At 71.6% G+C, this 19,817-nt stretch carries 15 protein-coding genes; 8 read left to right on the top strand and 7 right to left on the bottom strand.

Annotated features, from left to right (window positions below):
- Positions 1–55: 55 nt before the first annotated feature.
- From ACQPXS_RS20285 to ACQPXS_RS20265, 5 genes are read right to left on the bottom strand one after another with little or no spacing between them, the layout of a single operon-like run.
- A complete protein-coding gene (locus tag ACQPXS_RS20285; protein WP_433450774.1) occupies positions 56–1,366 on the bottom strand; it encodes a DUF58 domain-containing protein in 1,311 nt (436 codons plus the stop codon).
- Positions 1,366–2,355: an AAA family ATPase gene (locus tag ACQPXS_RS20280; RefSeq protein WP_433455879.1), complete on the bottom strand. Its 990-nt coding sequence runs from the start codon at positions 2,353–2,355 to the stop codon at positions 1,366–1,368. Before ACQPXS_RS20280 ends, ACQPXS_RS20285 begins: the two co-directional genes overlap by 1 nt.
- Positions 2,355–3,551, bottom strand: a complete 1,197-nt coding sequence (locus ACQPXS_RS20275) for a DUF4350 domain-containing protein (RefSeq protein WP_433450773.1) — start codon at positions 3,549–3,551, stop codon at positions 2,355–2,357. The genes ACQPXS_RS20280 and ACQPXS_RS20275 overlap by 1 nt, the downstream gene beginning before the upstream one ends.
- Positions 3,548–4,330 (bottom strand): DUF4129 domain-containing protein, encoded by a 783-nt coding sequence (locus ACQPXS_RS20270; protein ID WP_433450772.1) that lies wholly within the window; start codon positions 4,328–4,330, stop codon positions 3,548–3,550. Before ACQPXS_RS20270 ends, ACQPXS_RS20275 begins: the two co-directional genes overlap by 4 nt.
- Positions 4,331–4,334: 4 nt before the next feature.
- The gene (locus tag ACQPXS_RS20265) at positions 4,335–5,723 is read right to left on the bottom strand and encodes a glycerophosphoryl diester phosphodiesterase membrane domain-containing protein (RefSeq protein ID WP_433450771.1); all 1,389 of its coding nucleotides are present in this window, start codon (positions 5,721–5,723) and stop codon (positions 4,335–4,337) included.
- Positions 5,724–5,863: 140 nt separating this feature from the next.
- Between ACQPXS_RS20265 and mtnA the strand changes: the two genes are divergently transcribed.
- From mtnA to ACQPXS_RS20230, 7 genes are all read left to right on the top strand, one after another.
- Positions 5,864–7,009, top strand: coding sequence for an S-methyl-5-thioribose-1-phosphate isomerase (gene mtnA, locus ACQPXS_RS20260; RefSeq protein WP_433450770.1), 1,146 nt, complete (start codon positions 5,864–5,866; stop codon positions 7,007–7,009).
- A 183-nt stretch (positions 7,010–7,192) separates the two neighbouring features.
- Positions 7,193–7,882: a two-component system response regulator MtrA gene (gene mtrA, locus ACQPXS_RS20255; RefSeq protein ID WP_187279108.1), complete on the top strand. Its 690-nt coding sequence runs from the start codon at positions 7,193–7,195 to the stop codon at positions 7,880–7,882.
- Between the two features lies 1 nt (position 7,883).
- On the top strand, positions 7,884–9,992 hold the full coding sequence (gene mtrB, locus ACQPXS_RS20250) for an MtrAB system histidine kinase MtrB (protein ID WP_433450769.1): 2,109 nt from the start codon (positions 7,884–7,886) through the stop codon (positions 9,990–9,992).
- On the top strand, positions 9,982–11,817 hold the full coding sequence (locus ACQPXS_RS20245; RefSeq protein WP_433450768.1) for an LpqB family beta-propeller domain-containing protein: 1,836 nt from the start codon (positions 9,982–9,984) through the stop codon (positions 11,815–11,817). The genes mtrB and ACQPXS_RS20245 overlap by 11 nt, the downstream gene beginning before the upstream one ends.
- A 123-nt stretch (positions 11,818–11,940) precedes the next feature.
- Positions 11,941–12,801 (top strand): ComF family protein, encoded by an 861-nt coding sequence (locus tag ACQPXS_RS20240; protein WP_433450767.1) that lies wholly within the window; start codon positions 11,941–11,943, stop codon positions 12,799–12,801.
- Positions 12,802–13,112: 311 nt separating this feature from the next.
- Positions 13,113–13,805: a ribosome hibernation-promoting factor, HPF/YfiA family gene (hpf, locus tag ACQPXS_RS20235; RefSeq protein WP_390681328.1), complete on the top strand. Its 693-nt coding sequence runs from the start codon at positions 13,113–13,115 to the stop codon at positions 13,803–13,805.
- A 204-nt stretch (positions 13,806–14,009) separates the two neighbouring features.
- The gene (locus tag ACQPXS_RS20230) at positions 14,010–14,756 is read left to right on the top strand and encodes a response regulator transcription factor (RefSeq protein WP_356312001.1); all 747 of its coding nucleotides are present in this window, start codon (positions 14,010–14,012) and stop codon (positions 14,754–14,756) included.
- A gap of 3 nt (positions 14,757–14,759) precedes the next feature.
- Here ACQPXS_RS20230 and ACQPXS_RS20225 read toward each other — a convergent pair whose 3' ends face one another.
- On the bottom strand, positions 14,760–15,935 hold the full coding sequence (locus ACQPXS_RS20225) for a winged helix-turn-helix domain-containing protein (RefSeq protein WP_433450766.1): 1,176 nt from the start codon (positions 15,933–15,935) through the stop codon (positions 14,760–14,762).
- Between the two features lie 131 nt (positions 15,936–16,066).
- On the bottom strand, positions 16,067–16,636 hold the full coding sequence (locus ACQPXS_RS20220) for a GNAT family N-acetyltransferase (RefSeq protein WP_356312004.1): 570 nt from the start codon (positions 16,634–16,636) through the stop codon (positions 16,067–16,069).
- Positions 16,637–16,898: 262 nt separating this feature from the next.
- On the opposite strand from ACQPXS_RS20220, the gene secA reads away from it, so the two are divergent.
- Positions 16,899–19,709 (top strand): preprotein translocase subunit SecA, encoded by a 2,811-nt coding sequence (gene secA, locus ACQPXS_RS20215; protein ID WP_433450765.1) that lies wholly within the window; start codon positions 16,899–16,901, stop codon positions 19,707–19,709.
- Positions 19,710–19,817 lie beyond the last annotated feature (108 nt).

Genomic DNA, 19,817 nt, shown 5'->3' with positions numbered 1-19,817 from the left:
CCTTTCTGCATTTCAGGACCCGTAGCACCCCTAAGGGCGGCAGAGCCGGGGCGGATCAAAGCCGGCCCGCCGCCTTCAGAGCCAGATACACATCCGCCAATGCCGGCGCCAGATCCTCCGGCGTCGCGTCCACCACCGTCACGCCATGCCGTCGAAGCTGCTCAGCCGTGCGCTGCCGCTCGCTCTGCGCCTGGGCCGCCGCCGCTGCCTCGTACACCCCCTCCGCGCTGCCCCGGGACTCAGCCATCTGTGCGATGTGCGGGTCGGCCACCGAGGCGACCAGAAGAGTGTGTCGTTGGGTGAGCTGTGGAAGCACGGGGAGCAGGCCCTGCTCCACGGGAGCCGCGTCCAGCGTCGTGAGCAGCACGATCAGGGACCGGCGCGGCGCAGTACGGAGCGCCGCCGAGGTCAGCCCCCGGGCGTCGGTCTCCACGAGCTCCGGTTCCAGTGGCCCCATCGCACTCACCAGGCCCGGCAGCACGTCTCCTGCCGAGCGGCCTTGGACCAGGGCCCGTACCCGGCGGTCGTACGCGAGGAGCGCCACGCGGTCGCCGGCTCGGGAGGCCAGGGCCGCGAGGAGGAGTGCGGCGTCCATGGAGGCGTCGAGGCGTGGGGCGTCGCCCACGCGGCCGGCCGAGGTCCGGCCGGTGTCCAGGACGAGCAGGATGTGACGGTCGCGTTCCGGACGCCAGGTGCGCACGGCGACGGCGGACTGGCGGGCTGTGGCTCGCCAGTCGATGGAGCGGGTGTCGTCCCCGGGAACGTACTCGCGCAGGCTGTCGAACTCCGTTCCCTCGCCGCGGGTCAGCACGCTGGTGCGGCCGTCGAGTTCACGCAATCGGGCGAGTTTCGACGGGAGATGCTTTCGGCTGGTGAACGGGGGCAGAACCCGTACAGACCAGGGCAGCTTGTGGGCGCCTTGGCGGGAGAACAGTCCGAGGGGGCCGTAGGAGCGGATCGTCACGCGGTCGGCCTGGCGGTCGCCGCGGCGAGTGGGGCGCAGCCTGGTCGTCACGCGCCGGCGTTCGCCCGGCGGGACGGTCAGACGGTGGCGGGAGGCCTCGATCTCGGTGCCCGGCTGCCAGCTGCTGGGCGGCCACCCGTCCCGCAGCTGTGCCCGCAGGGTGCGACGGAAGGGGTTGGTGATCGTGAGAGTGACGTCGGCGGTGTCCCCGAGACGAGTGGAGGTGTCGCCGGAGCGGGACAGGACGAGTCGTCGTACGGGGGCGGCGAGCGCGTAGTCGCAGGCGCAGGCGAGGGCCAGGGGTCCGTTGACGGCGAGGATGCCCGTCCAGCTTGGTTCCAGGATGCCGACGGGGATCGATCCGAGGGCCGCGAGGAGGGCCGCGCGTCCGGTGAGTGCCATCAGCGGGGGACCGGGACGTGGGCGAGGATGGCGTTGATGACGGAGTCCGCGGTCACGCCTTCCATCTCCGCCTCGGGGCGCAGCTGGACCCGGTGGCGCAGGGTGGGCAGGGCGAGGGCCTTGACGTCGTCGGGGATGACGTAGTCGCGGCCCGTCAGCCAGGCCCAGGCGCGCGAGGTGGCCAGGAGAGCGGTGGCGCCGCGCGGGGACACGCCGAGGGTGAGGGAGGGCGACTCCCGGGTGGCGCGGCAGATGTCCACGACGTACGCGGTGATCTCGGGGGACACGGTCGTCTTGGCGACGGCGGCGCGGGCCGCTTCCAGGTCGGCGGGTCCGGCGACGGGGCGTACGCCGGCGGCGCGCAGGTCGCGCGGGTTGAAGCCCGAGGCGTGGCGGGTCAGCACGTCGATCTCGTCCTGACGGGAGGGAAGAGGGATCGTCAGTTTGAGGAGGAACCGGTCCAGTTGGGCCTCGGGGAGGGGGTAGGTGCCCTCGTACTCGACCGGGTTCTGCGTCGCGGCGACGAGGAACGGTTCGGGGAGCGGGCGTGGGGTGCCGTCGACGGTGACCTGCCGCTCCTCCATGGCTTCGAGGAGGGAGGACTGGGTTTTCGGTGGGGTGCGGTTGATCTCGTCCGCGAGCAGGAGGTTGGTGAAGACCGGGCCCTCCTGGAAGGAGAACTCGGCGGTGCGGGTGTCGTAGACGAGCGAGCCGGTGACGTCGCTCGGCATCAGGTCGGGGGTGAACTGGACGCGCTTGGTGTCGAGTTCGAGCGCGGATGCCAGGGCGCGGACGAGCAACGTCTTGGCGACTCCGGGGACCCCTTCAAGGAGGACGTGTCCGCGGCACAGGAGGGCGACGACGAGGCCGGTCACGGCGGGGTCCTGGCCGACCACGGCTTTGGCGATCTCGGCGCGCAGGGCTTCCAGGGCGGCGCGGGCGGTGCCCGGGTCCCCGGTGTTCCCGGCGTTGTCAGTGGTCGGGTCCATCATGAACGGCGTACCTCTCTTTCGAGGGCGTCGAGTTGGTCGGTGAGTGCGATGAGGGCCGCGTCGTCGCCGGGTGGCGGTCCGAAGAGGAGCGAGTGCAGGCCCTGTTGCTCGCCGGTGAGGTGGGCGGACAGGGCGGGGAGCAGGGCCTCGGGCGTGTGCGCCTGGGTGACGGGGATGCCGATGAGGGGGGCGAGGCGGGTGCGGGTGGCGGAGCGAAGAGCGGCGGCCGCGCGGTCGCGGGCGTCGGCCTTGCGGTAGAGGCGAGCGCGGCCTTCGGCGGTCTCCGAGGCGCGGATCGCGACGGGGAGTTTCTCGGGCACGAGGGGGCCGAAGCGGCGTCCCCGCCAGAAGGCGGCGAGGACCGCCGCGACGAAGAGCTGCAGGGTGCCCCAGAGCCAGCCCGAGGGGAGCAGGTCGAGGAAGTTCTTGCGGTCGCCGGTGCCGGTGGCCGAGACGTCGGAGAGCGAGGGGAGGTACCAGACCAGATGGGGGCGGGAGCCGAGGAGTTGGAGGGCGAGCGATGCGTTGCCCTGCTTGTCGAGGCGGTCGTTGTAGAGGATGTCGGGCGCGCCGAGCACAACGGTGTCGCCGCCCCCGGATGCCTCGGGGACGCGCAGCAGGGTGGCCAGACGCGCGCTGGGGTAGCAGCGGTCGGCGCCGAGCCGGGTGGTGGTGTAGCGGATGCCGCCGGTGTCGGCGCTGCCCGCGCGCCGGGCCTCGGGCAGGGTGCAGCCGGGGGCGAGCGTGGTGGCGCTGCTGGTGGCGGGGTCTGCGGTGACTCCGGGGGCGAGTCGTTCGACGGAGGGGCTGCCGGCCGCGACCAGCAGGGTGCGCCCTCCGGAGGCCGCGACGGCCTTGCGCAGCCGGTCCTGTTGACGGCTCGTCAGCAGGTCGGGCACGGCGACCAGGAGAGTGGTGTCCCGCCCGGCCGCGTCCCGAGCGGCGCCGAGCGTGGTGACCACGCGCGTGGAGACGCCCCGGTCGGCGAGGAGTTGAGCGACGGCACGGCTGCCATGGGGGTCGGCGGAGCGTGGGTCCAGCGCGCCGTGCCGGACGGTGGAGCGTACGGCCGCCATGGCGACGGCCGCCACCAGGATCAGCGCGGCGGCGAGCGCGATGCCTCGCGCGCGGGTCCACACCTGGCGGACGGTGGGCGCGGTGGAGGTCGTCGGCAGCGTGGCCTCGGCGGTCACTCGGCGGCCCCCTGGTGGGTGGTGTGGGCCGTGCTGGTGGTGCTGTGGGCGAGGGCGGGCCGGCTGCGTTCCAGGTCGCGGTCGAGTTCGGCGATGCGCTGGTACGACTGCTCGGTGGCCATGCGTCCGCCGTATGTCACGGCGTCGAACTCCCGGGCCGCGGTGCGCAGCCGGTCGGTGTGCTCGGGCAGCGTCCGGCCGGCCTCGGCGGCCGCTTCATCGGCGGTGCGGCCCGGGCGGACGTCGAGCAGGGTGCGTTCCTCCAGGGAGCGGACGATGGCCCGCATGCGTTCCTGTACGGCCTGGTTCCAGTGGCCCTGGGCCGCGTGTGCCTCGGCGGCGGCGCGGTGTTCGGCTGCGCTGCGGGGGCGGTCGTCGAACAGGACGGCGGCGCTGGAGGAGGGTTGCCGGCGCGGGGTGCCCAGGCGCCACCACAGGGCTGCCAGGACGGCGACGACGAACAGGACCACGACGACCAGGCCGAGCGTGCCGCCGGGTGTCGCCGAGGCGGCCGAGTTGAACAGCCGGTCGAGCCAGTCCCAGAACGCGTTCAGCGCGCGCTGGAACAGCCCTTGGTCGTTCTCGTGGTACATCCGCTTGGACAGCTCGCGGCGAGCCGCCTCCCGCGCCGGACCACGCGGGATGGTCACGGGCGGCTCGTCTCCCGAGCCGCCCGCCGCACGGACGACCGTGTCCGCCGCACGCAGCAGGCCTTGTACGACCGTGTTGCCGGCGCCGGACGTGGCCGCCGCCGTGAGCACTCCCCCCGTGGGACTCACCGCATCAGCTCCCCGGGACGGGACCGCGGCCGCCGGTGCTCTGGACACCGGCGGCGCGGGCCAGTTCGAGGTCGAGTGCCTCGCGGCGGATGCGCTGGTCGATGTAGAGCAGCACGGTGACGCCCGCGCTGATCGGCAGGGTGAGCGTGGTGCCGATCAGCGCGCCGATGCCCCGGATGATCAGGGCCGTCCAGCCGACGTGTCCGCCGCTGGTGCCGAGCACGTCGCTCGTGCTGTCGCCGCTGACGGCGGCCCCGATCAGGGTGAAGGGGATGGAGATGACCGACGCGACGATGACGGTGATCAGCAGCGTGAGCAGCACGATGCCGAAGGTGCGCCACCAGGAGCCGCGGACGAGCTTCGCGGAGCGCTTCAGGGACCTCACGATGCCCTGCCGCTCCAGCATCAGGGCGGGCGCGGCCAGGTAGAAGCGGATCCCCAGCCAGACCGCGACGACGGTGGCCGCGAGGAAGCCGAGGACGAGCAGGGCGGCTCCGCCGTCGCTGTTGCCGGCCAGCACGACGAGGAGACCGGGCAGTCCACCGACGACCACGACACCGGCGAAGATCAGGCCCAGCAGGACGAGCAGTCCGAAGAGTTTCAGGATCTGCGGGCGGGATTCGCGCCAGGCCTCGCCGGCGGTGACCGACCTGCCGAGCACGGCCCGGCTGGTGATGGTCGTGAGCAGGGCGGTCAAAACGATGATGGCGATCGTGCGGATCACCGAGACGATGCCGGTGCCGATCATGGTCTCGCGCAGGGCGTGGAGCGCTTCGTCGGGGCTGGCGTTGTTCGGGTCGTTGATCGTCGACTGGACGGCGGTGTCGTTCAGGACGAGGCCCTGCAGCAGGACCATGCTGGTGTTCAGGAGCAGGGACACCACCAGCGAGATGCCGAGCACCGTGCGCCAGTGGGTGCGCATGGTGGAGACGGCGCCGTCGAGGATCTCGCCGACACCGAGCGGGCGCAGCGGGATGACACCGGGCTTCGCCGCGGGCGGGGGGCCGCCCCAGCCGCCGCCCCAGGCTCCGTAACCGCCGGGGGTGCCGTGGCCGCCGTAACCGCCGGGAGGGCCGCCGTACCCGCCGGGGCCGCCGGGCGGCTGTCCGGTCCACCCCGGGCCGGGCGGCTGTCCGGTCCACCCCGGGCCGGGCGGCGGGGGTGGCGGAGGCTGCTGGGGGCTTGGGGCACCGGTGGGCGCGGACCACTGGCCGGCCGCCGGTCGCTCCTTGGACCACTTCACGCCTGGACCCTGCGTGCCGGCGTCCGGCTGCGATGCGGGTGCGGTGTCGCCGGGGCGGTCGGCAGGCTCGGCGGGACCCGACGCGCCGGGTTCCCGCCCCTCGTTCGACGGGGCGGTTCCGGGCGAGGCCCAGCCCGGAGTGTCTGTCATCGAAGCTCCTTCTCGGTGCCCGTCCGCGGTCGCGGCGGCAGGTTGGCAGCCATCGTGCCATGGGGTGGTCATCAAGGGACCGGCCGCGGTAGGCGCTGGGTACCTTCAATTGTCCGCCGGATCCGGGGCAGACTGACCGCATGGCTGATCAGCAGGCGCGAACCGACGGGGACAAACGGCCGACCGAGATACCTGCGATCCGATGGGAGGAACCACCCGAAGGCCCTGTGCTGGTGCTTCTCGATCAGACGCGGCTGCCGGCCGAGGAGGTCGAGCTGGTGTGCACGGACGCGCCGGCGCTGGTGGAGGCGATCCGTTCGCTCGCCGTGCGCGGGGCGCCACTGCTCGGGATCGCGGGGGCGTACGGTGTCGCGCTCGCCGCCGCGCGCGGATTCGACGTGGCCGAGGCGGCGCGGGCCCTCGAGGAGGCCCGGCCCACCGCGGTGAACCTGTCCGTCGGCGTGCGCCGGGCCCAGGCGGCGTACCAGGCCGCGCTGGCGCAGAGCGGCGATCCCACCGCGGCGGCGACGGCGGCGCTGGCCGCGGCGCGGGTGCTGCACCGGGAGGACGCCGAGGCCAGCGCCCGGATGGCGGCTCACGGGCTGGCGTTGCTGGACGAGCTGGTGCCCGGCGGCGGGCACCGGATCCTCACCCACTGCAACAGCGGTTCGCTGGTGTCGGGCGGTGAGGGCACGGCCTTCGCGGTGGCCCTCAGGGCACACCGTGAGGGGCGGCTGCGGCGGCTGTGGGTGGACGAGACGCGGCCGTTGCTGCAGGGCGCCCGCCTCACGGCGTACGAAGCGGCCCGCACCGGCATGGCGTACACCTTGCTCACCGACAACGCGGCGGGTTCGCTGCTCGCGGCCGGTGAAGTGGACGCGGTGCTGATCGGGGCGGACCGGATCGCGGCCGACGGCTCGGTGGCGAACAAGGTGGGGAGCTATCCGCTCGCTGTGCTGGCGCGGTACCACCATGTGCCGTTCATCGTGGTGGCCCCCGTGACGACGGTTGATCCGGACACTCCCGACGGGGCGTCCATCGAGGTCGAGCAGCGACCGGGCTTCGAGGTCACCGAGATCGCAGCGCCTCAGGTGCCGGTGAGGGGAGCGGGAGGCGGGGTTCCGGTGGCGCCCCTGGGGACCCAGGCGTACAACCCGGCGTTCGATGTGACGCCGCCCGAGCTCGTGACGGCCATCGTCACCGAGGAGGGAGCCGTTTCCCCCGTGACGGCCGAGGCCCTTGCGGAGCTGTGCGCCAGGTCGCACGGGGTGACGACCAGCCAATAGCGCGATCGAAGGGCACGGCATGCCACCCGTGTGGCCCCCGCGCGTGCCCGGAGCGGCGGCGCCGGCAGCCGTCACGGAGATCGACGTCGGAGGACAGGGGCAGACAGTGACGGCTCCGTACGACTATCGTCACCGGCCAGTGACCTCCCTCACCAGGGCGCCTGTCGCTGTTATGAGAATGGGATGATGTCGTTTATGAAGGGACGAGTCCTTGTCGTCGACGACGACACCGCACTGGCCGAGATGCTCGGCATCGTGCTGCGTGGTGAAGGTTTTGAGCCGTCTTTCGTAGCCGACGGCGACAAGGCGCTGGCCGCTTTCCGGGAGAGCAAGCCCGATCTGGTCCTGCTCGACCTGATGCTGCCCGGTCGGGACGGCATCGAGGTGTGCCGGCTGATCCGGGCCGAGTCCGGGGTGCCGATCGTGATGCTCACGGCGAAGAGCGACACCGTCGACGTGGTCGTGGGCCTGGAGTCGGGCGCGGACGACTACATCGTCAAGCCGTTCAAGCCGAAGGAGCTGGTCGCCCGCATCCGGGCGCGGCTGCGGAGGTCGGAGGAGCCGGCGCCGGAGCAGCTGACCATCGGTGACCTGGTCATCGATGTGGCCGGGCACTCGGTGAAGCGGGACGGGCAGTCGATCGCGCTGACGCCGCTGGAGTTCGATCTGCTGGTGGCGCTCGCCCGCAAGCCTTGGCAGGTGTTCACCCGTGAGGTGCTGCTCGAGCAGGTGTGGGGCTACCGGCACGCCGCAGACACGCGGCTTGTCAACGTGCACGTCCAGCGGCTGCGTTCCAAGGTCGAGAAGGATCCGGAGCGGCCCGAGATCGTGGTGACCGTCCGCGGTGTCGGTTACAAGGCCGGGCCGAGCTGACATGTCGGAGGACAGCGCCGCTTCGGCTCCCGGCCGGTCCGGGGCCCGTCCGGGGCGGCCTGTCGGCCGGACGGCGGGGGCCCGGTTCAGAAGTCTCTTCGAGGGCGGGCTGCTCCAGGGCGGGGTCCAGGGCAGCCCGGTCATCAGGCTGCTCCTGCGCTGGGTGCGCCGTCCGCTGCTGCCGGTGATGCGGCTGTGGCGGCGCAACATCCAGCTGCGGGTCGTCGCCACGACGCTGCTGATGTCCCTGGGCGTCGTGCTGCTGCTGGGGTTCGTCGTGATCGGGCAGGTGCGCAACGGCCTGCTGGACGCGAAGGTGAAGGCCTCGCAGAGCCAGGCCACGGGCGGCTTCGCGGTGGCCAAGCAGAAGGCCGACGAGGCGGCCAGCGGCGCCGGTACGGGCGCGGCCGCCGGGAGCCGCACCGCCGACGGCACCGCGACCGCGGACGGCCGTCAGTCGCAGAACGTCATCCCGTGGATGAGCGACCTCGTGGAGTCGCTGTCCAGCGGCGGCGCGGGCGCCTTCGACGTCGTCACGCTGCCCGTCGGCGACGACAGCGGCGGCGGCCGCAGCCCCCGCGGCTCCGGGAACGTCAACCCGACCTCCAGCATCCCCGACGACCTGCGCGAGCGGGTCAACAGCGGCACGACGGCCGCCCAGAGCTACACCCGGATCGTCTACGCCAACGGCAAGGAGTCGCAGCCGGCGCTGGTCATCGGCAAGCAGGTCAACGACCCCAACGGGCGGCCGTACGAGCTGTACTACCTCTTCCCGCTCACGCAGGAGGAGAAGTCCCTGAGCCTGGTCAAGGGCACCCTCGCGACCGCGGGGCTGTTCGTCGTCGTGCTGCTCGGGGCCATCGCCTGGCTGGTGGTGCGCCAGGTCGTCACGCCGGTGCGGATGGCGGCCGGGATCGCGGAGCGGCTGTCCGCCGGGCGGCTGCAGGAGCGGATGAAGGTCACCGGTGAGGACGACATCGCGCGCCTGGGCGAGGCCTTCAACAAGATGGCGCAGAACCTCCAGGTGAAGATCCAGCAGCTGGAGGACCTGTCGCGGATGCAGCGCCGGTTCGTGTCGGACGTCTCGCACGAGCTGCGCACCCCGCTGACCACCGTCCGCATGGCCGCGGACGTCATCCACGAGGCGCGCGAGGACTTCGATCCGGTGACCGCGCGCTCTGCCGAGCTGCTCGCCGACCAGCTGGACCGGTTCGAGTCGCTGCTCGCGGACCTGCTGGAGATCAGCCGCTTCGACGCGGGCGCGGCGGCCCTGGAGGCCGAGCCGATAGACCTCAGGGAGGTCGTCCGGCGCGTGGTCAGCGGCGCGGAGCCGCTCGCCGAGCGCAAGGGCACGCACATACGCGTGGTCGGCGACCAGCAGCCCGTCGTCGCCGAGGCCGACGCCCGCCGTGTGGAGCGCGTGCTGCGCAACCTCGTCGTCAACGCCGTCGAGCACGGCGAGGGCAAGGACGTCGTCGTCAAGCTCGCCGCCGCGGGCGGCGCGGTCGCCGTCGCGGTGCGCGACTACGGCGTGGGACTCAAGCCGGGCGAGGCGACCCGGGTCTTCAGCCGCTTCTGGCGGGCGGACCCGGCACGCGCGCGTACCACCGGCGGTACGGGCCTCGGGCTGTCGATCGCCCTGGAGGACGCCCGGCTGCACGGCGGCTGGCTGCAGGCCTGGGGCGAGCCGGGCGGTGGCTCGCAGTTCCGGCTGACACTGCCGAGGACCGCGGACGAGCCGCTGCGCGGTTCGCCGATACCGCTGGAGCCCAAGGACTCGCGCCGCAACCGTGGCCTCGACGAGGCCGGTCTGCCCGGTGGAGGCGAGGAGAAGCGGGCGACCCTTCCCGTGCAGCAGCGCGGCCCCCAGTCGCCCGCCCTGCCACCGCGCGCCCCGATCGCGCCGCGGCCGGCCGCCGGCGCCGCCGACCCGGCCGCACTGCCCGGCAACGGCAACGGCGCGCGCGTGGTGCCCCGGCCCACCGGTGGTGCACGGCGCACGGACGACAGGCCCGCCACACGTCCGGCACCCGACGCGGGCACGGCACGGCCGGAAGCGGCCGGCACGGAGGACTCGACCGAGCCAGGGGAGGCATTTCGTGGGCGCTGACCGCAAGGGAGGCGCCCGGCCCAGGTCGGGACGCGCGGTGGCGTACGCCGCCCTGGGGACCGTACTGCTGGCCGGGTGCGCCTCGATGCCCGACAGCGGGGATCTGCGGAACGTGGAGTCCACGCCGCGGCAGGACACCGGGGTCCGGGTGTTCGCCATGCCGCCGGCCGAGGGCGCCGGCCCCGCCGAGATCATGCAGGGCTTCCTGGAGGCGCTGACCAGCGACGATCCGGCGTACGACACGGCCCGCAAGTACCTGACGCCCGCCGCGGCGCACAAGTGGCGGCCGGAGCGGTCGACCACCGTCCTCGCCAACGGGCCGAGCATCGAGCCCGACTGCCGGCCGGGCACGGGGTCGGAGCCGACGAGCACCGTCACCTGCGTGCTCGCGGGCAGCAGGGTCGCGACGGTGGACTCGCAGCAGGCGTACCAGCCGGCCGGCGGCTCCTACCGCAAGAAGGTGCACCTCACGCGGGACGCCAAGAACGGGCAGTGGCGCATCGACGCGCTGCCCGACGGTGTCGTCATGGGCAAGTCGGACTTCCAGCGCAACTACACGTCCGTCGACAAGTACTACTTCGCCTCCGACACGACGGTCGGGTCCGCGCGGGAGCCGGTGGCGGTCGCCGACCCGGTGTTCGTGCGCAGCAAGGTGGACCCGATGACGCAGATGGTTCGCTCGCTGCTGAGCGGCCCCACCCACTGGCTCGAGCCGGTCGTCAGGTCCAGTTTCCCGACCGGTACGGCCCTGCAGAAGGACGTGTCGGGGCTGGCGCCGGACGACCAGAACACGCTGACCGTGCCGCTGAACCTCAAGGGGGCCCAGGTCACGGCGACCAAGTGCACCGAGATGGCGACGCAGGTGCTGTTCACACTGCGGAACCTGGCGCCGACCCTGGAGTCCGTCGAACTGCAGGGCGTCGGCGGCCACCGGCTGTGCGACCTCCGCGAGGAGCGCGCCGAGTCCACCGCCTGGCACGGGTCGGCCAAGAGCCCCGAGAACCTGTACTACCTCGACGGCAAGCACCGGCTGGTGCGGATGCCGACCGGTAGCACCACCACCAGCGCCGTACCGGTGCCGGGTCCGCTGGGCGAGGGCGGCAAGGCGCTCGCGTCGGTGGCGGTGTCGCGGGACGAGCACAGCGCGGCCGGCGTCGGCGACCAGGGCAGGTCGTTGTACGTGACGTCGCTGGCGTCCGGAGGTTCGCTGGGTCATGCGCTGGTGACCAGCCAGGGCGCGACCCCGAACGACCGGCTGACGACGCCGAGCTGGGACGCCCGCGGCGACCTGTGGGTGGCCGACCGGGACGCGCGCCGTCCGCGGCTGTACGTCGTGGAACAGGGCGCCGCCAAACCGGAGGAGGTCGCGGTCCCGGACCTGCCCGGCCGGATCAGCGACGCGCGGGTCGCCGCCGACGGGGTGCGGATCGCGCTCGTGGTGGAAAAGGCCGGCAAGCAGTCCCTGCTCATCGGCCGGATCCAGCACGACGACGGTACGGGGCAGGGCACCTCGGTGGTCGAACTGCGATCGGCTGCGCCCGACCTGGAGGAGGTCAGTGCCCTGTCGTGGGCCGGGGACAGCAGGCTGCTCGTCGTCGGCCGGGAGCAGGGCGGTGTGCTGCAGTTGCGGTACGTCCAGGTCGACGGCTCCACGCTGGACGGGCCGGCGCCGGGCGCCCTCACCGGCGTGAAGTCGATCGCCGCGTCCGAGGACGAGGGCGTGCCGCTGGTGGCCTGCTCGGAGGACGGGATCGTACGGCTGCCGTCCGGGTCGCAGTGGCAGAAGGTGGACAAGGACGGGACGGCGCCGGTCTATCCGGGCTGAGCTCGCACCACGCACCGCCCCTTCCCCCGTGTGGGTGAGGGGCGGTGCGCGTTTCCCGGGTTGTCCACAGGGCGTTTTCCACAGGGGTGGCCGGGCCGCTTCCGCGTTGGCACAGTGGTGGACATGCGGGGGTGGTGGCAGGACTTCACCGACCTGGTGCTGCCGACCGACTGCGCAGGCTGCGGAGCACCTCGTACGGTCCTCTGTCCGCGGTGCCGGGCGGCGCTGTACGGCCGCGCGGCGCGGCGGGTGCAGCCGGTGCCGGAGCCGGCCGGGCTGCCGGTGGTGCATGCGGTGGCTCCGTACGCGGAGGAGGTGCGCGCGCTGCTTCTCGCGCACAAGGAGCGGGGTGCGTTGGCCCTCGCGGGAGCCCTGGGCGCGGCCCTGGCGGGAGCCGTGCGGGCCGGGCTCGGCGGGACCGGCGCGGGTGCCGCTGCCGCGGGCTTCGGGCCTGTGCTGCTCGTGCCCGTGCCCTCCGCCCGGTGGGCCGTGCGGGCCCGTGGGCACGATCCGGTGCGGCGGATGGCGCTCGCGGCGGCCGGGGAGCTGCGGCGCACCGGGACGCCGGCCAGGGTGGCGGCCGTGCTGCGCCAGCGGCGGCCGGTGGCGGACCAGGCCGGACTGGACGCGCGACGGCGCCTGGCGAACCTCGCGGGCGCGCTGGAGGTGACGGCGGGCGGTGGCCGGCTGCTCGGCGAGGGTCGCGTGGTGCTCGTCGACGACCTGATCACCACCGGCGCCAGCCTGGCGGAGGCGGCGCGAGCTGTCCGGGAGGCGGCAGAGGAGGGAACTGGAGTGAGAACAGTCGTGTACGGAGCCGTAACTCGGGAAGGAAGGGATGAACGACTGATCGGAGCACGGTGGGAGAGCGAGAAGTGGGTGCATGGTGCACCGGAAAAGACGGTCGGGAACACCGTCCGGCATGCGCTCCTTGCGGCCGTGATCGCCGCTCCGCTGGATTCTTTCGAAATGAACAGGAACTGACCGCTGACTTGCATCGTTGCAGGTTGTGGGAGGGGTAATTCACCTGAAGGGAGGTACGCAGGAGTAGAGGGTGACGACATCCGTCCGGGCGAGATATGTTCGGTTGTGAGGAAAGGCGCAGGCCACACCTCTCATATCGGAATGCCGTGCCGCGGGTTTTCGGCAATCACCCGTGGCGGTGGGGTGGGGATCGCGCCCTTGGGGGAGGAGGAGGTGGAAGTCACCGAGTCCGCGGTCCGGTGATCACCGGACCTGGTGCAAAGGGAGATGCTCCGCCGATGGAGCGGAGCGATCCGGGAACGGAGTTCTGCGTGGACATCGTCGTCAAAGGCCGCAAGACCGAGGTGCCCGAGCGGTTCCGCAAGCACGTGGCCGAGAAGCTGAAGCTGGAGAAGATCCAGAGGCTCGATGCCAAGGTGATCAGCCTCGACGTCGAGGTGTCCAAGGAGCCCAACCCCCGACAGGCCGACCGCTGTGACCGAGTGGAGATCACGCTCCGCTCCCGCGGTCCGGTGATCCGGGCGGAGGCAGCGGCCAGCGACCCGTACGCGGCACTCGACCTGGCGGCGGAGAAGCTGGACGCCCGGCTGCGCAAGCAGCACGACAAGCGTTTCTCCCGCCGAGGCGCACGCCGGATCTCGGCGGCCGAGGTGCCCGACCACGTCCCGGGCGCGGCGACGCTGAACGGCAACGGCCTGCCCGCTCAGGAGGAAGAGACGGACGGAGTGCCGACGAAGAAGATCGGCTCGCTGGAGGTCAAGGGTGAAGGCCCCCTCGTCGTCCGCGAGAAGACCCACGTCGCCGCCCCGATGAGCCTCGACCAGGCCCTTTACGAGATGGAACTGGTCGGCCACGACTTCTACTTGTTCGTCGACGCAGAGACGAAGGAACCCAGCGTCGTCTACCGGCGACACGCCTACGACTACGGCGTGATCCACCTCAGCACGGACCCGATGGTCGCTGAGGCGCAGCCCCCCGCGGCAGGTGGCACGCTGGGCGGCTGACCCATCCGGCCCATATCGAGCCGGTGCCCCTGGAAGCGCGTGTGCGCCCCCAGGGGCACCTGTGTGCGACCAGTTCACGCCTCGCCCGTCACCCCGGTGTCGGCCGGGCATGAAATCATGGCCGGACCGGCCCAATCGGTGGGCCGCTGCCTTGGGTTGGCGATGGCACAGGACCACAGGCCACAGCCTTCAGGGGGAGGAACGATGGCGGACACCTTCGGACCGATGCGGGACGAGGATGGCGATGACGGTGTCATCGGCATGGGCCCGGACACGGGCTCCGTACGCGCGGAGCCGATCAGGGTCCTGGTCGTGGACGACCACGCCCTCTTCCGGCGTGGCCTGGAGATCGTGCTCGCGGCCGAGGAGGACATCCAGGTCGTCGGCGAGGCCGGTGACGGGGCGGAGGCCGTGGACAAGGCCGCAGACCTGCTGCCCGACATCGTGCTGATGGACGTCCGCATGCCCAGGCGCGGCGGGATCGAGGCCTGCACCTCCATCAAGGAGGTCGCCCCCAGCGCCAAGATCATCATGCTGACGATCAGCGACGAGGAGGCCGACCTCTACGAAGCGATCAAGGCGGGCGCGACCGGATACCTCCTCAAGGAGATCTCCACGGACGAGGTGGCGACCGCCATTCGCGCGGTGGCCGACGGGCAGTCGCAGATCAGCCCGTCCATGGCCTCCAAGCTCCTCACCGAGTTCAAGTCGATGATCCAGCGCACCGACGAGCGCCGGCTGGTGCCCGCGCCGCGGCTGACCGACCGGGAGCTGGAGGTCCTCAAGCTCGTCGCCACCGGGATGAACAACCGGGACATCGCCAAGGAACTGTTCATCTCCGAGAACACCGTGAAGAACCACGTCCGCAACATCCTGGAGAAGCTCCAGCTGCACTCCCGGATGGAAGCCGTGGTCTACGCGATGCGGGAGAAGATCCTCGAGATCCGCTAGCGCCTACCCGAGCAGGCCGGCGAGTTCCCTCGTCAGGGGCTCGCGCAGGCCGGGTGCGTCCACCCGCTCCACCCGGACGTCCGTGCAGTTCACCCAGGTCGCCGCCTCGATCAGGGCCTCGGCGACCGCAGGGACCGCCTTCGGGCCGTCCAGGGTGACCTGCCGTGCCACCAGTGTGCGGCCCTCGCGCGCCGGGTCCACCCGCCCGACCAGCCGGCCGCCCGCGAGCACGGGCATCGCGAAGTAGCCGTGGACCCGCTTCGGCTTGGGCACGTACGCCTCCAGGCGGTGGGTGAAGCCGAAGATCCGCTCGGTGCGCGCCCGCTCCCAGATCAGCGAGTCGAACGGCGACAGCAGAGTGGTGCGGTGCCGGCCGCGCGGCGTTGTCGCCAGGGCCGCCGGATCGGCCCAGGCCGGCTTCCCCCAGCCCTCGACCTCGACCGGCACCAGGCCCGAGTCGGCGATCACCGCGTCGACCTGGTCGCCCTTGAGGCGGTGGTAGTCGGCGATGTCCGCGCGCGTGCCGACGCCGAGGGACTCGCCGGCCAGCCGGACCAGGCGGCGCAGGCACTCGGTGTCGTCCAGCTCGTCGTGCAGCAGCGCGTCCGGGACGGCGCGCTCGGCCAGGTCGTACACCCGCTTCCAGCCACGCCGCTCGACGCACACCACCTCGCCGTACATTAGCGCGCGCTCCACCGCGACCTTGGTGCCGGACCAGTCCCACCAGTCGCTCGTCTTCTTCGCGCCGCCCAGTTCCGTGGAGGTCAGCGGGCCTTCCGCGCGCAGCTGCTTGATGACCTGCTCGTACACGCCCTCGGGCAGCTCGTGGTTCCAGTGCGGGCGGTCACGGTAGGCGCGGCGGCGGAAGGCGAAGTGCGGCCACTCCTCGATGGGCAGGATGCACGCCGCGTGCGACCAGTACTCGAAGGCGTGGGCGCCCGTCCAGTAGGCGGCCTCGACCGTCTTGCGGCCGACCGCGCCGAGGCGGGCGTACGGCACGAGTTCGTGGGAGCGGGCGAGGACCGAGATCGTGTCGAGCTGGACCGCCCCGAGGTGGCGCAGCACGCCGCGGACTCCGGCCCGCCGGTCGGGCGCGCCGAGGAAGCCCTGGGCCCGCAGGGCGATACGGCGGGCGTCGTCCGCGGTGAGGGTGGTGGTCGGTCGCGGAAGCGTCGTCATGCCCCGGACGATAGAGGGTGGCACTGACAGTCCGCGGTGAGCTGCGCAGATGCCCGGAAACGGTGGGCGGACGCACGGGGGCAGGCGGGGTGTGGGCCTGGAGGAGAGGGCTGGGCGGGCGGCCGGTGGGGTCAGGGGCGGGCGGGGAGGTACGGCGCCGTGGACGGCAGGCCCAGGTCCGAGGGGAGCAGGGAGCCGACCCAGCAGTCCCGGCGCACTCCTTTGTTGTTCAGCGCGGAGCGCAGGGTGCCCTCGATGGTGAACCCCGCGCGTTCCGCCACCGCGCGGGAGGCGCGGTTGCCGACCTCGGCACGCCATTCGACCCGGTCGACGCCGACCGCGGTGAAGATCCACCGGCAGGCGGTGAGCGTGGCCTCGGTGACGTAACCGTGGCCGCGGTGCTCCTTGGCAGCCCAGAAGCCGACCTCCGCCACGCCGAGCGAACGCATGGTGAGACCGAGCATGCCGGCGAGCTCCCCGCCGGTGAGGAACACACCGAAGGTGAACATCGAACCCTGGGCCCAGCCGTCGGGGACCAGCTCCTCGGTGAAGCCGCTCGCGTGCTCGGGCAGATACGGCGAGGGCACCGTGGTCCAGCGCTGGATCTCGGGGTCCTGCGCGGCCTCGTACACCGCCTGGGTGTCGTGCGGGCCGACCGTGCGCAGGATCAGGCGGTCGGTGGTGAGCGTGACGGGTTCCATCGGCTGATTGTGCTCGGCGGTACACGGCCGGGCCATCGGTTTTCGCTATATGTGAGCGCGTGATCACAGTTCGCGCAAATCCTCGCGCGGATGCGGCACTATCCGTGTGCCCCGTCCGTTGTCCGGGATGAAGCGGCGCCGAAACAGCCGTCGGCCGCCAGGCCTCCCGGCCCAGCCGGGGTCTCGCATACGATGGCCGTTGCTCAGTACGTCAAATGGAAACCGACCGTCCCAGGCCCGACCGGCAAGGAGACAAACCCCCGTGTCCGTCCTCTCGAAGATCATGCGTGCAGGCGAAGGCAAGATCCTGCGCAAGCTGCACCGCATCGCGGACCAGGTCAACTCCATCGAAGAGGACTTCGTGAACCTCTCCGACGCCGAGCTGCGGGCCCTCACCGATGAGTACAAGCAGCGGTACGCCGATGGTGAGAGCCTGGACGACCTGCTCCCCGAGGCCTTCGCGACCGTCCGCGAGGCCGCCAAGCGCGTCCTCGGTCAGCGGCACTACGACGTGCAGCTGATGGGTGGCGCCGCCCTGCACCTCGGCTATGTGGCCGAGATGAAGACCGGTGAGGGCAAGACCCTCGTCGGCACCCTGCCCGCGTATCTGAACGCCCTGTCCGGCGAGGGCGTCCACATCGTCACGGTCAACGACTACCTGGCCGAGCGCGACTCCGAGATGATGGGCCGGGTCCACAAGTTCCTGGGCCTGAGTGTCGGCTGCATCCTCGCCAGCATGACCCCGGCCCAGCGCCGCGAGCAGTACAACTGCGACATCACCTACGGCACGAACAACGAGTTCGGCTTCGACTACCTGCGCGACAACATGGCGTGGTCCAAGGACGAGCTCGTCCAGCGCGGACACAACTTCGCCATCGTCGACGAGGTCGACTCCATCCTCGTCGACGAGGCCCGTACGCCGCTGATCATCTCGGGCCCGGCCGACCAGGCCACCAAGTGGTACGGCGACTTCGCCAAGCTGGTCACGCGCCTGAAGAGGGGCGAGGCGGGCAACCCGCTGAAGGGCATGGAGGAGACCGGCGACTACGACGTCGACGAGAAGAAGCGCACGGTCGCCATCCACGAGGCCGGTGTCACCAAGGTCGAGGACTGGCTGGGCATCGACAACCTCTACGAGTCGGTGAACACCCCGCTCGTGGGCTACCTGAACAACGCCATCAAGGCCAAGGAGCTCTTCAAGCGCGACAAGGACTACGTCGTCCTCGACGGCGAGGTCATGATCGTCGACGAGCACACCGGCCGTATCCTCGCCGGCCGCCGCTACAACGAGGGCATGCACCAGGCGATCGAGGCGAAGGAAGGGGTGGACATCAAGGACGAGAACCAGACGCTCGCCACGATCACCCTGCAGAACTTCTTCCGCCTCTACTCGAAGCTGTCCGGCATGACCGGTACGGCGATGACCGAGGCCGCCGAGTTCCACCAGATCTACAAGCTCGGCGTGGTCCCGATCCCGACCAACAGGCCGATGGTCCGCAAGGACCAGTCGGACCTGATCTACCGCACCGAGGTCGCCAAGTTCGAGGCCGTCGTCGACGACATCGCCGAGAAGCACGAGAAGGGTCAGCCGATCCTCGTCGGCACGACGTCCGTCGAGAAGTCGGAGTACCTCTCGCAGCAGCTCAGCAAGCGCGGCATCCAGCACGAGGTGCTGAACGCCAAGCACCACGAGCGCGAGGCGTCGATCGTCGCCCAGGCCGGCCGCAAGGGCGCCGTGACCGTGGCCACCAACATGGCCGGTCGTGGTACGGACATCAAGCTCGGCGGCAACCCCGACGACCTCGCCGAGGCGGAGCTGCGCCAGCGCGGCCTCGACCCCGAGGAGCACATCGAGGAGTGGGCGGCGGCCCTGCCGGCCGCCCTGGAGAAGGCCGAGCAGGCCGTCAAGGCCGAGTTCGAAGAGGTCAAGGCGCTCGGCGGCCTCTACGTCCTCGGCACCGAGCGGCACGAGTCGCGGCGCATCGACAACCAGCTGCGCGGTCGTTCCGGCCGTCAGGGCGACCCGGGCGAGTCCCGCTTCTACCTCTCCCTCGGTGACGACCTGATGCGCCTGTTCAAGGCCCAGATGGTCGAGCGCGTGATGTCCATGGCCAACGTGCCGGACGACGTGCCGATCGAGAACAAGATGGTCACGCGCGCGATCGCGTCCGCGCAGTCGCAGGTCGAGCAGCAGAACTTCGAGACCCGTAAGAACGTTCTGAAGTACGACGAGGTCCTCAACCGGCAGCGCGAGGTCATCTACGGCGAGCGCCGGCGCGTGCTGGAGGGCGAGGACCTGCACGAGCAGATCCAGCACTTCATGGACGACACGATCGACGCGTACGTCCACGCGGAGACCTCCGAGGGCTTCCCCGAGGACTGGGACCTGGACCGGCTGTGGGGCGCGTTCAAGCAGCTCTACCCGGTGAAGGTCACCATCGAGGAGCTGGAGGACGCCGCCGGCGACCGGGCCGGGCTGACCGCCGAGTTCATCTCCGAGTCCATCAAGGACGACATCCACGAGCAGTACGAGGCCCGCGAGGCGCAGCTCGGCTCCGAGATCATGCGTGAGCTGGAGCGCCGGGTCGTGCTGTCGGTCCTCGACCGCAAGTGGCGTGAGCACCTCTACGAGATGGACTACCTCCAGGAGGGCATCGGCCTGCGCGCGATGGCGCAGAAGGACCCGCTGGTCGAGTACCAGCGCGAGGGCTTCGACATGTTCACCGCCATGATGGACGGCATCAAGGAGGAGTCCGTCGGCTACCTGTTCAACCTGGAGGTCCAGGTCGAGCAGCAGGTCGAGGAGGTCCCGGTCGAGGTCGCGGAGCCGGTCGGCGAGGGTGTTCCGGAGACGGTGCCGGCGCAGGCCGGGATGCGTCCGGAGATCCGTGCGAAGGGGCTGGACGTTCCGCAGCGGAGGGATCTGCACTTCTCGGCGCCGACCGTGGACGGCGAGGGCGGCATCGTGGAGCGCGACCTCGAGGACGACGAGCCGGTGCGCTCCGAGGCGGACGGGCTGACGCGGGCGGAGCGGCGGCGGCAGGCCAAGGGCGGGCGGCGCCGCAAGAAGTAGCGGGTCGCCTGCGGCGCGCTGACCGTGCAGAAGGGCCGGGCTTCCTTTCGGGGGCCCGGCCCTTCTGCCTTGCCGCCGCTGGGCGACCGGGGGGCTTGCCCGCAGCTA

The sequence above is a fragment of the Streptomyces sp. CA-142005 genome, assembly GCF_050942335.1.
Lineage (GTDB): Bacteria > Actinomycetota > Actinomycetes > Streptomycetales > Streptomycetaceae > Streptomyces.
The sequence above is the reverse complement of the archived record's forward strand: the minus strand, read 5'-3'. Positions and strand labels throughout refer to the sequence as shown.

Coding starts and splice junctions, on each gene's coding strand:
- ACQPXS_RS20285 (WP_433450774.1), bottom strand. CDS start 1,366: ATGGCACTCACCGGACGCGCGGCCCTCCTCGCGGCCCTCGGATCGATC.
- ACQPXS_RS20280 (WP_433455879.1), bottom strand. CDS start 2,355: ATGGACCCGACCACTGACAACGCCGGGAACACCGGGGACCCGGGCACC.
- ACQPXS_RS20265 (WP_433450771.1), bottom strand. CDS start 5,723: ATGACAGACACTCCGGGCTGGGCCTCGCCCGGAACCGCCCCGTCGAAC.
- mtnA (WP_433450770.1), top strand. CDS start 5,864: ATGGCTGATCAGCAGGCGCGAACCGACGGGGACAAACGGCCGACCGAG.
- mtrA (WP_187279108.1), top strand. CDS start 7,193: ATGATGTCGTTTATGAAGGGACGAGTCCTTGTCGTCGACGACGACACC.
- mtrB (WP_433450769.1), top strand. CDS start 7,884: ATGTCGGAGGACAGCGCCGCTTCGGCTCCCGGCCGGTCCGGGGCCCGT.
- ACQPXS_RS20240 (WP_433450767.1), top strand. CDS start 11,941: ATGCGGGGGTGGTGGCAGGACTTCACCGACCTGGTGCTGCCGACCGAC.
- ACQPXS_RS20230 (WP_356312001.1), top strand. CDS start 14,010: ATGGCGGACACCTTCGGACCGATGCGGGACGAGGATGGCGATGACGGT.
- ACQPXS_RS20225 (WP_433450766.1), bottom strand. CDS start 15,935: ATGACGACGCTTCCGCGACCGACCACCACCCTCACCGCGGACGACGCC.
- ACQPXS_RS20220 (WP_356312004.1), bottom strand. CDS start 16,636: ATGGAACCCGTCACGCTCACCACCGACCGCCTGATCCTGCGCACGGTC.